11 protein-coding genes are annotated in these 11,397 nt (G+C 75.8%); 8 read left to right on the top strand and 3 right to left on the bottom strand.

Features of this window, described 5'->3' with window-relative positions; translation table 11 throughout:
* Positions 1-61: 61 nt before the first annotated feature.
* Positions 62-910: an SDR family oxidoreductase gene (locus ACZ6Y7_RS27040; protein WP_465760530.1), complete on the bottom strand. Its 849-nt coding sequence runs from the start codon at positions 908-910 to the stop codon at positions 62-64.
* A gap of 94 nt (positions 911-1,004) precedes the next feature.
* Here ACZ6Y7_RS27040 and ACZ6Y7_RS27035 point away from each other — a divergent pair, with 94 nt between their 5' ends.
* A complete protein-coding gene (locus ACZ6Y7_RS27035; RefSeq protein WP_465760529.1) occupies positions 1,005-1,406 on the top strand; it encodes a winged helix-turn-helix transcriptional regulator in 402 nt (133 codons plus the stop codon).
* A gap of 19 nt (positions 1,407-1,425) precedes the next feature.
* Here ACZ6Y7_RS27035 and ACZ6Y7_RS27030 read toward each other — a convergent pair whose 3' ends face one another.
* Positions 1,426-2,193: a TetR/AcrR family transcriptional regulator gene (locus ACZ6Y7_RS27030; protein ID WP_465760528.1), complete on the bottom strand. Its 768-nt coding sequence runs from the start codon at positions 2,191-2,193 to the stop codon at positions 1,426-1,428.
* Between the two features lie 189 nt (positions 2,194-2,382).
* Between ACZ6Y7_RS27030 and ACZ6Y7_RS27025 the strand changes: the two genes are divergently transcribed.
* The 3 genes from ACZ6Y7_RS27025 (at position 2,383) to ACZ6Y7_RS27015 (ending at position 4,142) form a co-directional block, all read left to right on the top strand.
* The gene (locus ACZ6Y7_RS27025) at positions 2,383-2,577 is read left to right on the top strand and encodes a DUF6011 domain-containing protein (RefSeq protein WP_465760527.1); all 195 of its coding nucleotides are present in this window, start codon (positions 2,383-2,385) and stop codon (positions 2,575-2,577) included.
* A 218-nt stretch (positions 2,578-2,795) separates the two neighbouring features.
* Positions 2,796-3,467 (top strand): DsbA family oxidoreductase, encoded by a 672-nt coding sequence (locus tag ACZ6Y7_RS27020; protein WP_465760526.1) that lies wholly within the window; start codon positions 2,796-2,798, stop codon positions 3,465-3,467.
* Between the two features lie 180 nt (positions 3,468-3,647).
* A complete protein-coding gene (locus ACZ6Y7_RS27015) occupies positions 3,648-4,142 on the top strand; it encodes a hypothetical protein (protein ID WP_465760525.1) in 495 nt (164 codons plus the stop codon).
* Between the two features lie 23 nt (positions 4,143-4,165).
* Here ACZ6Y7_RS27015 and ACZ6Y7_RS27010 read toward each other — a convergent pair whose 3' ends face one another.
* Positions 4,166-5,587 (bottom strand): AfsR/SARP family transcriptional regulator, encoded by a 1,422-nt coding sequence (locus ACZ6Y7_RS27010; protein ID WP_465760524.1) that lies wholly within the window; start codon positions 5,585-5,587, stop codon positions 4,166-4,168.
* Positions 5,588-5,727: 140 nt separating this feature from the next.
* Here ACZ6Y7_RS27010 and ACZ6Y7_RS27005 point away from each other — a divergent pair, with 140 nt between their 5' ends.
* From ACZ6Y7_RS27005 to ACZ6Y7_RS26990, 4 genes are all read left to right on the top strand, one after another.
* Entirely contained in the window at positions 5,728-8,643 is a 2,916-nt protein-coding gene (locus ACZ6Y7_RS27005) for an AfsR/SARP family transcriptional regulator (RefSeq protein ID WP_465760523.1), read from the top strand.
* A 142-nt stretch (positions 8,644-8,785) separates the two neighbouring features.
* The gene (locus tag ACZ6Y7_RS27000) at positions 8,786-9,670 is read left to right on the top strand and encodes a CAP domain-containing protein (RefSeq protein ID WP_465760522.1); all 885 of its coding nucleotides are present in this window, start codon (positions 8,786-8,788) and stop codon (positions 9,668-9,670) included.
* 231 nt (positions 9,671-9,901) lie between these two features.
* The gene (locus ACZ6Y7_RS26995) at positions 9,902-10,495 is read left to right on the top strand and encodes an RICIN domain-containing protein (protein WP_465760521.1); all 594 of its coding nucleotides are present in this window, start codon (positions 9,902-9,904) and stop codon (positions 10,493-10,495) included.
* Positions 10,496-10,599: 104 nt separating this feature from the next.
* Positions 10,600-11,388, top strand: coding sequence for a GNAT family N-acetyltransferase (locus ACZ6Y7_RS26990; protein ID WP_465760520.1), 789 nt, complete (start codon positions 10,600-10,602; stop codon positions 11,386-11,388).
* The last annotated feature ends 9 nt before the right edge of the window (positions 11,389-11,397 follow it).

Genomic DNA, 11,397 nt, shown 5'->3' with positions numbered 1-11,397 from the left:
CGCCTCGGGACCCCAGCGGGGCTTCAGACGCCCGACGCCGCCTCGCGAGCCCAGCGCGGCTTCAGGCGCTCAGCGCGGCGCGGACCGTGTCGGCGAGCGGGACGGTCGGGCGGCCGATCAGCCGGGCCAGGTCGCCCGAGGTGCCGGCCAGCTCGCCGCGCGCGATGCCGGCGTCCACGTCGACGAACACGTCCGCGAAGCCCTCCGGCATGCCCGCGCCGACCAGCGCCTCCCGGTGCTCGGCCGGGGAGAGCTCCCGGTGCGCGACCGGCTTGCCCGAGGCCTCCGCGAGTTCGGCGGCCAGCTCGGACAGGCTCCAGGCGGCGTCACCGCTCAGCTCGTAGACCCGGTTCTCGTGGCCCTCACCGGTCAGGACGGCGACCGCGGCGTCCGCGTAGTCCCGGCGCGGGGCGGTCGCCACCCGGCCGTCCCCGGCGCTGCCGATCACCACGCCCCGCTCCAGCGTGCCGGGCAGGTCGCCGAGGTAGTTCTCGGTGTACCAGCCGTTGCGCAGCAGCGCGTACGGCAGTCCGGAGGCGAGCAGCAGCTCCTCCGTCGCCTTGTGCTCGTCGCCCAGCCGGAAGGTCGCCGTGCCCAGGATGCTGGTGTACGCGAGCAGCGCGACCCCGGCGGCCTTCGCCGCGTCGATCACCGCACCGTGCTGGGACACCCGCTGCCCGAACTCGTTCCCGGAGATGAGCAGCACGCGGTCGCCGGCCGCGAAGACCCCGGCGAGCGACTCCGGGCGGCCGTAGTCGGCCTCGTGGACCCGCACGCCCCGTTCGGCCCACTCCTTCGCCTTCTCCGCGGAGCGGACCACGACCGCGATCTCGCTCGCCGGCACGGCTGCCAGCAGGCCCTCCACGACCAGTCGGCCGAGCTGTCCGGTGGCTCCGGTGACGACGTACATCTTCTGCTCCCCTGAAGGTTTCGATCGGTTCGGAACTCACCCTAGGGAGGGCACTAACTTCTGGATAGTACGTACTTTGAAGTACGGTACTGACATGGAGGTAATCGACGAGGAGCGGTCACTGCTCGACCGGGTGCCCGACGTCTACGACCGGATGTGCCCCTCCCGGGGCGTGCTGGAGCACGTGACCAGCCGCTGGGGGGTCCTGGTGCTGATCGCCCTGCGCGAGCGCGGATACCGCTTCAGCGAGCTGCGCCGACGGGTCGCCGGGGTCAGCGAGAAGATGCTCGCGCAGACCCTCCAGACCCTGGAGCGGGACGGCTTCGTGCTGCGCGAGGCCCACCCGGTGATCCCGCCGCGGGTCGACTACAGCCTCACCCCGCTCGGACTGGAGGCGGCCGAGTACGTCTCCGCGCTCGCCCACTGGGTGGAGTCCCGGATGTGCGCCGTCCACGACGCGCGGGAGGCGTACGACGGGCGGCCCACCGCCGGATGAGCCGGCCCCTGGGCCCGTCCTAGCGGCGGGCGACGAGGGCTTCCAGCCCGTCCAGAACGCGGGCCAGGCCGAAGGCGTACGCGTGGTCCGGGCTGTACGCGCCACCGTGCGCCGCACCGGCGGCGGCGCCGACGCGGGCGGCCACCGGGTAGCGCCCGGGGTCGAAGACCCGGGCGAGCAGCTCGGCGTTGGCGGCCCACCACTGCTCGTCGGTCATCGCGCTGTCCTGCCGGGCGGCTCGCTCGTCCGCGGCCATCCGGGCGCAGGTCTGGACGAAGCCGAGCAGGTGGGTCAGCGCGGCGTCCAGCTCGACGTCGGGCAGCCCGGTGCCCTCGAAGGCGCGCAGCTCGTACTCGTACTTGGCCATCAGCCCCGGCCCCAGCGGCGGGCGGCTGGTGGAGACGGCGGCGACCCACGGGTGGGCCCGGTACAGCGCCCGGTTGTCGTCCGCCACGGCGGCGACCCGGGCCCGCCAGCCCTCGTCGGCGGGGGTGCTGCGGGGCATCGTCGCGTAGACCGTGTCCAGCATCAGGTCGAGCAGCTCGGCCTTGCCGGGCACGTAGGTGTAGAGCGCCATCGGGGAGACCCCGAGTTCCTGGGCGACCCGGCGCATGGTGACGGCGTCCACGCCCTCGGCGTCGGCCAGGGCGATCGCGGCGGCGGCGACCTCACCCGTCGAGCGCGCCTGCCTGGGCCCGCGCCGACCGGGCTTCTCCTCGGCGGTGAGCCCCCAGAGCAGGGCGAGGGTGCGCGCCGGGTCTCCTGCACTGCTGCGGTCGGTGGCCATGGGGGCCATCGTTTCACGCGGCGGCCGGGCCCCGGCACGGCGTGGACGGGCCGGCCCGGGCTGGCCCGGGCTGGGCCGGGCTGGGCCGGGCTGGGCCGGGCTGGGCCGGGCTGCGGGACGGACGGACCGGGGGCGGCGGGACGGACGGACCCCCGGCACGGCGCGGCGGCGGGCGGCTACCGTCTCCCCATGACCAGCCCTGAGCCGCTCCCCGGTACGGACACCGCGCAGACCCTCCGCCCCCGGGTGACCTGCCGCCGCTGCCACCGGCCGCTGCATGACCCGGAGTCGCGGATGCTGCGGCTTGGGCCGGAGTGCCGCGACCCGGCGGAGCGGGTCGCGCGGTTCGAGGTCGACCAGGAACCGCTCCCCGGCGTGGACTGACCGGCGACCCTGGCTCCGGCCGAACAGCCGGTGCAGGCGGCCGAGGGCGGGCGCGGGCCCGGCGGCCGGGCCGGTCCGGGCGGTCCGGCCGGTCCGGGCGGCACCCGGCCCCGGCGGGACACCTGGATATTTCTTGTCCTGAAATATCCAGGTCGCCGAACGGGTTGCACCCGGCGTCGGCGCGGGAGGTCCGCGCGGGTCGGAAGGAGAGCAACACCGTGCGCGTCGAGATCTGGAGTGACATCAACTGCCCGTGGTGCTACATCGGCAAAGCGCGGTTCGAGCGGGCCCTGGAGGGTTTCGAGCACCGGGACCAGGTCGAGGTCGTCCACCGCTCCTTCGAGCTGGACCCGCGGGCACCGCACGAGGCCCGGCCCGTCGTGCCGCTGATCGCCGCCAAGTACGGGATGAGCCTGGAACAGGCCGAGGCCGCGGAGGCGCGGATCGCCGAGAACGCGCGCGGCGAGGGGCTGCCCTACCTGAGCGAGGGCCGCGACGCGGCGAACTCCTTCGACATGCACCGCCTGCTGCACTTCGCCGCGGAGCACGGCCGGCAGGGGCGGCTGCTGGACGCCCTCTACCGGGCGAACTTCGCCGAGCAGCGCTCCGCGTTCGAGGAGGGCCGACTGGTCGAGCTGGCCGTCGAGGCCGGCCTCGACGGCGAGGCGGCGGCCGCCGTGCTCGCCGACCCGGACGCCTACGCGGACGCGGTCCGCGAGGACGAGACGACGGCGAGCGCGATGGGCGCGACCGGCGTGCCGTTCTTCGTCCTGGACCGCCGTCTCGGCGTCTCCGGCGCCCAGCCCGCGGAAACGTTCACCCGCGCACTCGAGCAGGCCTGGGAGACCCGGGTCACCACGCCCCTGACGTCCCTGTCCCCGAAGCAGTAGCGAGTCCGGCGGAGCGGGACGTCGGCCGGGCCGGCTTCCCGCTCCCGCGCTCACGTCGAACGCCCCGGCGGGCGCCTCAATGAGACGTTCATCGTTTGTCTACCGCCTTCGCGCATGATCGTCTCCGGACGCTCCGAAGACCTCGCGGGCGCCGACGGACGAGAGAGGCAACACGGGGACATGAAGGCGACGAAGACGCTGCGGCGCACGGCCCTCGGCGCGGCGGCCGGTGTGCTGGCGCTGGCCGGGACGATGGTGTCGGCGGGGACGGCGCAGGCGACCGAGCCGGACCAGCTGCCCAGGGCCACCATGGCCGAGCCCGGCATCCTCTACCAAGGTCAGTACATCGACACGGGCTACACCCGGCTCGTCCTCCAGACCGACGGCAACCTCATGGTCTACCGGACCCCCGAGGGCGCACCGTCCTACGCGAGGTGGGCCGCCCCCGGGACCTGGGGCTGCGGCCAGAAGGCGATCATGCAGGGCGACGGGAACTTCGTCGTCTACGGCGCCAACAACCGCGTCTGCTGGGCCAGCAACACCTTCAAGACCATGTTCGTCCAGCGGGCTTCGCTGGTGGTCTGGGGCTACGGCGGACTCGCCGTCTCCATCGCGGGAGGACCCGAGAGCAGCGACTCCGGCTGGAACTCGCTCAACAGCTCCGACCCGTACTAGACCACCGCCCGACAGCCCGGCCCTCAGCCGCGCTCGGTGAACCAGCCGACCAGGTCGGCCACCGACCAGCGGGGCCGGGCCGCGAGGCGTTCCGCGGCCGCCCTCAGCAGGACCGGCAGGTGCCCGCAGAGGGCGGCCAGTTCGGCCACCGCCTCCGGCTCCTGCCGGAGGCGGTCCGCGCCGGCGATGCGGGCCAGCAGTTCATGGGCGTCGGGCGGTTCCAGCGGTCCCACCGCGAGCCGTACGACGCCGCCGGGCAGGGCGCCCGGCTCCGCGCCCGCCACCACGGCGGCGCAGCCGGGCACGCCCGGCAGCAGCGGGGCGGGCTCGGGCAGTCCGTCGAGCACCACCAGGACGCGTCGGCCGGCCAGCGCCGCCCGGTAGCGGGCGGAGAGCTCGTCGAGGCCGGCCGAAGGGGCGGGCCGTTCGCCCAGCGCCCGCAGGAAACCGGCCAGCACCGTGCCGGTCTCGCCGCCCGCGGTGTACAACTGCCCGTCCGGGAAGGCGTCCTGGACGACGTGGGCGAGGTGCACGGCGAGCGCGGACGTCCCGCTGCCGGCCGGGCCGGACAGGCCCAGCACCGGCGCCCCGTCCGCGCGCAGCGCCCGCTCGGCCTCCCGGACCAGCGCCGCCCGGCCGACCAGGTCGGGGATGTCCGGCGGCAGTTGGCTCGGTCGCGGCAGCCGGCGCAGCAGCACCGGCGCCTCGCCGCGCCGGATCCGATCGGCCAGTTCGACCACCGCGGGTGCCGGTTCGAGCCCCAGCTCCGCGTCCAGCCGGTCCCGCAGCGCCTCGTAGGCCGCGAGCGCCTCCGTCGTACGGCCGCAGCGGTGCAGGGCCAGCAGGTGCAACCGGTGCACCTCCTCGTCCTGCGGGTGGGCGGCCGCCAGCTCGGCCAGCGGCTCCACCGCGCCGGCGTGCCGTCCGAGCCCCAGCTCCAGGTCGAACAGCGTCTTCACCGCCGCGAAGCGCCCGGACGCCAGCCGCTCCCGGGTCCGCTCGGCGAATCCGCCGGGCACGCCGTCCAGCGCGCGGTCGCCCTCCCAGGAGGCGAGCGCCGCCACCAGCAACTCCCTCGCCCGGACCGGGTCCTGGTGACGCAGCGCGACGGCTTCCGCCACCGCGCCCTCGTAGCGGAACAGGTCCACGGCCTCGCGCGGCACCGCCAGCCGGTACCCGCCCGCGGTCGCCACCAGCAGCCCGGAGACGCCCAGCGCCCGCCGCAGCCGGTGCACATGGGTGCCGATCTGCCCCACCGGATCCTTCGGCCAGCGGGTGTCGTCCTCGCCCCACAGCCCTTCGACCAGCCGGTCCGTCGGCACCAGCTGCCCGGGGGCGAACAGCAGCGCGGCGAGCACGGCCCGCTGCTGCGGTCGGCCGAGGTCGATCTCACGGCCGTCGTACCGGGCGCGCAGCGGCCCCAGCACGCGGAATTCGAGCCCCACAGCCCACTCCCCGAAGCTCCCCGAAGTCCCCGTTCCGGTGCACAATCAGTGACAAAGCATAGGCCGCCGGGGTATGGGGGCGCCGCTGTCCGGACGGAAGTGGCGGGATCCCGGCGCGAGACGACCTTCGGGGACGGGACATGGGTGACGTGGGGGGAGCCGGGCTGCGGTTCGCACTTCTGGGGCCGCTGCGGGCCTGGTGCGGGGAGCAGGAGCTGGAGTTGGGCCGACCGCAGCAGCGGGCCGTGCTCGCCGTCCTGCTGGATGCCGCCGGGCGGACGGTGTCCGTCCCGGTGCTGGTCGAGGGGGTGTGGGGCGGGGCTCCGCCGGCCGACCCGCGCAAGGCCGTCCAGCTGGCCGTCTCCCGGCTGCGCAGCGCGTTCCGGCCGTACACCGGGGACGATCCGCAGCGGCTGCCGCTGCTGCGGATCGGCGACGGCTACGCGCTCCGGGTGCCCGGGGCCGAGGTGGACGCGGCCGCCTGGACGGCGCTGCTGGCCGAGGCCGAACGGCTGCGCGCGGCGGACGCGCCGCCGCAGGAGGTGCGCGAGGTGCTGCGTCGCGCCCGGCGGCTGTGGGCGGGCGAACCCCTCGCCGGACTGCCCGGGCCGCACGCCGAAGCCGTCCGCGCCCGTCTGCTCGAACAGCGGATCTCGGCCAAGGAGACCCAACTGGAGCTGGACGCCGAACTCGGCGACCGCACCGACCTGACGGCCGAGGCCGAGGCGCTCGCCCTGGAGCACCCCGGTCGGCCCCGGCTGACCGCCGTCCTGATGCGCGCCCTCTACCAGGCGGGCCGCAAGGCCGAGGCGCTCGCCGTGTACGAGGACGCCCGACCGTCGCTGCCGCCGGACGCGCCGGGCCCGGCCGCGCTCCAGCTGCGCATCCTGCGCGAGGACGCCACCCTGCGGCCCGCCGGGGCCACCCCCGAGCCGGTCGGCGACAGCTGGCAGGCGCCCGACCAGCTCCCCTCCGGCCTGCCGGACTTCACCGGGCGCTCGGAGGAGGTGGGAACCCTCCTGGACCGCCTCGCCGCCGCGGGCGGACGGGCCGTGGTGGTCTCCGCCCTGGACGGCATGGGCGGCGTCGGCAAGACCACCCTCGCCGTGCACGTCGCCCGGCAGGTCCGCGACCGCTTCCCCGACGGACAGCTCTTCGCCGACCTGCGCGGCGCCGACCGCACCCCGCCCGACCCGGGCACCGTCCTGGCCGGCTTCCTGCGCGCGCTCGGCGTCGACCCCTCCGACGTCCCGCCGGACACCGGCGAACGCAGCGCGCTCTACCGCTCGGCACTGGCCGGGCGGCGCGTCCTGGTCGTCCTCGACAACGCCGCCACCCCGGACCACGTCGAACCGCTGCTGCCCGGCTCGGCCGGCTGCGCCGTCCTGGTCACCAGCCGCCACCGGCTGGCCGGCCTCGCCGGGGCCCACCAGCTGCGCCTGGACACCCTGCCGCCGGAGCAGGCGCTGGACCTGCTCACCCGTATCGTCGGCGCCGAGCGGGTCGCCGCCGAACCCGCGGCCGCCGAGGAGGTCGTGCGCGCCTGCGGGCTGCTCCCGCTCGCGATCCGCATCGTCGCCTCCCGGCTCGCCGCCGACTCCGCGCTCACCCTCGCGGAACTCGCCGACGGGCTGCGCCACGAGCACCGGCTGGCCGAACTCAGCGACGGCGAACGGGCGGTGGAGGCCACGTTCGCGCTGTCCTACCACCGGCTGGACCCCGAACTCGCCCGCGCCTTCCGCCTGCTGTCGCTGCCCGACGCCCCCGACCTCCCGCTGCCCTGCGCCGCCGCCTTGCTCGGCCGCACCGAGGACGAGGCCGACCGGCTCCTCGAAGAGCTCGTCGACCTGAACCTGCTGCAGTCCCCCCGGTTCGGCCGCTACGGCTTCCACGACCTGGTCCGCGCCTACGCCCGCGACCGCCTCGCCGACGAGGACACCCCCGCCGACCGCACCGCCGCCACCGACCGGCTGCTCGACTTCTGCCTCGCCACCGCCCGCAACGCCGACCTCGCCGCGCGCAAGGCCGAACCGGCCGAACTCAGCCTGCTCGGCGCCACCGTGACCGCCCCCGGCCGGACCATCGCCGACGGCGCGGACGCCGTGCGCTGGATGCGCGACCAGGCCGAGGTGAACGCCGCCGTCATCGCGCTCAGCTGCGACGACCCCGCCCTGCCGCTCGACCGCGCCGCCGAACTCGCCGACCGGATGGGCGCGGTGCTCCCGGAACGCACCCAGACCACCGTCATCGTCGACCTCGCCGGACGCATCGCCCGCCGGGCCGCCGAACGGGGCGAGGACGGGCCGCTCGCCCTCGCCCGCTACCTGCGCGGCAGCATGCTCTGGCACGTCAACCGCTACGCCGAGTCCCAGGAGGAGATCCAGCGGGCCGTCGCCCTGTCCGAGCGGGACGACCGCACCGAGCGGGTGCTCGCCAAGGCCCTGATCACCCTGGGCAGCAACGCCCGGATGCACGGCCGCTACGCCGAGGCCGCCGACCACGCGGGCCGCGCCGCCGGGTTGTTCCACCGCCTCGGCGCCCGGCGGGCCGAGGGAAGCGCGCTCGGCGAGTTCGCCTTCAGCGCCGCCCAGACCGGCCGCCTGGCCGAGGCCCGGGACGCCGCCGAGCGCTGCGCCCGTCTGATGAGCGACTCGGGGCCGGTCTCCGCCGCGATCGGCCGCTACTACCTCGCCCGGGTGCTGCGGCTGTGCGGGGACCCGGAGGCGGCGCTCGACCACGCCGTCGCCGCCCGCGAGGAGTTCACCACCCTCCAGGTCACCGTCTTCGCCGCCGCGGCCGGCGACCTCGCCGCCCGCATCCACGCCGAGGCCGGCCGCTGGCTGCTCGCCGTCGACGCCGCGGAGGCCGTCCTCCCGCTCGCCCGCCGCACCAGCGCCGCCCTGGAGGCCGCCCTGCTGCGCACCCTCGGCACCGCGCTCACCGGCCTCGGCCGCCCGCGCCAGGCCAGGGCCTGCCTGACGGACTCCCTGGAGCTGTACGAGCGGCTGGGGCTCGACGAGGAGGCGGCGCAGGTCAGGGGGCTGCTGGCGGAGTAGACGGGGCATCAACGCGACGTCCGGCTACGCGCGTTGACCACACGTCTACCGCACTGCGGAAACGTCTCTCCCGTCAGGCCCCGGGCCGCCGCCGACCGCAGGTCGCGGCCCGGGGCGCCACCACCGACGAGAGGCGCGACAGATGCCCACGCTCGTACGGAACGGCCAGGTCTGGACGGTCCGGTCGGCGAACGGAACGGTCGTCGACCTGTGCCCCGGGCGCGACGGCCGGGGCACTCCGGTGCACTCCCGGGAGCGCGCCGGCACCGCCACCCAGGGGTGGGTGTTCTGGGCCGTGGACGGCGACTGGGTGCTGGAGACCCAGCTGACCAGGGGGAAGTACGCCCCCGGGCAGGCCATGGTCATGCACTACGACCGCGCCACGTGTCGTGCCTCGCTGGCCGAACTGGACGGCGGGCCCGGCCAGCGCTGGAGCCTGGAGATCGTCGGTGACGACTGGATCCGGATCCGCACCGCGCGGACCGCCGAGGCCGACCTCTTCCTCACCGCGGGCGCCCCCGGCTCCCCGCTCGCCATGGCACCGCGCGACCACGCCGATCCGGCCCAGCGGTGGCAGCTCCTCCCCGCCGGCCGCACCGCCACCGGCCGCTGGCGGTCGGTGCTCCGTCCGCAGCCCTCCGACGCCGACGTCCGCACCGAGATGCTGACGGCGGTCAACACCGAACGCGCCCTCGTCGGCGCCCGGCCGCTGCGTCCGGACGACCGGTTGAACGCGGCCGCACAGCGCCACGCCGACGACATGACGGCGCACGACCTCACCCAGGACACCGGCACCGACGGCAGCACACCATGGCGCCGGGTACGCGCCGCGGGCTTCGCCTTCCGGTTCGCCGGCGAGAACGTCGCCGCGGCGGACACCGTGCCGGAGGCCATGCGGATGTGGATGAACAGCCCGCCCCACCGGGACGCCATCCTCGACCCGCGCTTCCAGCACCTCGGCGTCGGCAGCGCGCCCCGCCAGCACGGCGCCCACGGCCGCTACGTCCAGACCTTCGGCCAGGCCTGACCGGGCCCCCGATCACCCGGCCCGGCGCACGCGCAGGGGCTCCCGCTGCCCGTCCCGCTGCCGCCGGAGCGGGTGGGCCCGCCGAGCGCGCCCGACTCCGCACACCTCCTCCGAGCCGACGGCTCCCTCCGATCCCCGTCGTGTCCTCGCCCTCCCCGGAGCACGGCCGACGGTACCCCGGGGGTCCGACAGTCCGGCCCCCACGTCACACCGCACCAGAAGGAGAACTCCATGCGAACCCCCACCCGTACCCGTAGGTTCCTCGCCTCGCTCGGCGCCGTCACGGCCGTCGCGGGGGCGGTCGTGGCCGGCGCACCGGCCGCCCAGGCCGCCCAGGCGGCCCAGACGGCCCAGACGGCCCAGGGCGGACCGTGCGACCTGGCGCCCGCGCTCCACATCCCGCAGAAGGTGTACAACGGCGCCGGCGGTGTCCTGGACCTGCCGCAGGACAACGAGGTCAACGGCCAGTGGGTCGGCGTCTACTCGGCCAACGACTGGTCCACCGCCCAGACCTGGTCGGTCTGGGGCTACTGCGACGGCACCACCGCCATTTCGCACGCCGACAGCGGCAAGGTCGTCGACCTCGACACCCGCTCGGGCTCCGTCCGGCTCTGGGACACCCCCGGGGGCCGGGAGGGCCTCAACCAGCCGGCCGGGAACTGGATGCCGGCCAACCAGAAGTGGTGGCTCACCGACGCGGACCGCGGCTGGTACCTGCTCCGCAACGGGGCCACCGGACAGTGCCTCACCTCCAACGGCGTCGGCCGCGGCACCTCGATGACCGGGTGCAACGGCAACGACCCGGCCCAGCGCTGGATGGTCTGACCCCACCCGGGCCCGGTCCGCTCGTCGGCGCCGACGAGCGGACCGGGCCGCCGCCCGTCCGGTGCGGACACCGGCCGCCGACGGCCCGCCCTATCCTCGACCGCGTGCCCCTCATCAGCCTGCACGACCGCGCCGCGCTCGCCGCCCGCTTCCGCACCGACCCCGCACTGCACCTCTTCGAACTCGGCGACCTGGACGAGCCCACGTGGTCCAACACCGCCTGGTACACCGCCTCCGCCGAGCACGGCCCGGTCGCCCTGCTCTTCAGCGGCGGCGACACCCCCGTCCTGCTCGCCTTCGCCCGGCCGCCCGCCGTCCCACCGCTGGAGGCCCTGCTGGGCGAGCTGCGGCCGTTCCTGCCCCGCCGCTTCACGGCCGGGCTGCCGGAAGGCGCCGAGCGGGCCCTGGCACCGGACTACGCGGTGGAACGCCGGACACCGCTGCTGCGGATGCTGCTCACCTCCGCGCTCCCGGACGGAGCCGGCCATCCGGACGGCCACCGGGCCGAGCCGTTGACGGACGCCGACCTCTCCGCCACCCGCGCCCTGCTGGCCGAGTCCTACCCGGAGGCCTGGTTCGACCCGCGGATGCTCTCCGGCGGCGGCTACGTCGGCGTCCGCGAGAACGGCCGGCTGCTGGCCGTCGCCGGCGTGCACGTCCACTCCCCCGTCCAGCGGGTCGCCGTCCTCGGCAACGTGGCCACCCACCCGGACGCCCGGGGCCGCGGCCTCGGCCGGGCCTGCGTCACCGCCCTGTGCCGGCGCCTCGCCGCGACCACCGACCACCTGGGCCTCAACGTCCGCACCGACAACGCCCCGGCGATCCGCCTCTACGAAGGGCTCGGCTTCACCACCGTCGCCACCTACAACGAGCTGGTGCTCACCGCGCGCTGAGCGGGGCCG

The sequence above is a fragment of the Kitasatospora sp. NPDC053308 genome, from assembly GCF_055585785.1.
Note: the sequence above shows the minus strand (reverse complement) of the source record. Positions and strands in the feature narration are given on the sequence as shown.

What these genes read in the sequence shown, in the direction of transcription:
- ACZ6Y7_RS27040 (WP_465760530.1), bottom strand. Translation starts at nt 910, where the DNA reads ATGTACGTCGTCACCGGAGCCACCGGACAGCTCGGCCGACTGGTCGTG.
- ACZ6Y7_RS27035 (WP_465760529.1), top strand. Translation starts at nt 1,005, where the DNA reads ATGGAGGTAATCGACGAGGAGCGGTCACTGCTCGACCGGGTGCCCGAC.
- ACZ6Y7_RS27030 (WP_465760528.1), bottom strand. Translation starts at nt 2,193, where the DNA reads ATGGCCACCGACCGCAGCAGTGCAGGAGACCCGGCGCGCACCCTCGCC.
- ACZ6Y7_RS27025 (WP_465760527.1), top strand. Translation starts at nt 2,383, where the DNA reads ATGACCAGCCCTGAGCCGCTCCCCGGTACGGACACCGCGCAGACCCTC.
- ACZ6Y7_RS27015 (WP_465760525.1), top strand. Translation starts at nt 3,648, where the DNA reads ATGAAGGCGACGAAGACGCTGCGGCGCACGGCCCTCGGCGCGGCGGCC.
- ACZ6Y7_RS27005 (WP_465760523.1), top strand. Translation starts at nt 5,728, where the DNA reads ATGGGTGACGTGGGGGGAGCCGGGCTGCGGTTCGCACTTCTGGGGCCG.
- ACZ6Y7_RS27000 (WP_465760522.1), top strand. Translation starts at nt 8,786, where the DNA reads ATGCCCACGCTCGTACGGAACGGCCAGGTCTGGACGGTCCGGTCGGCG.
- ACZ6Y7_RS26995 (WP_465760521.1), top strand. Translation starts at nt 9,902, where the DNA reads ATGCGAACCCCCACCCGTACCCGTAGGTTCCTCGCCTCGCTCGGCGCC.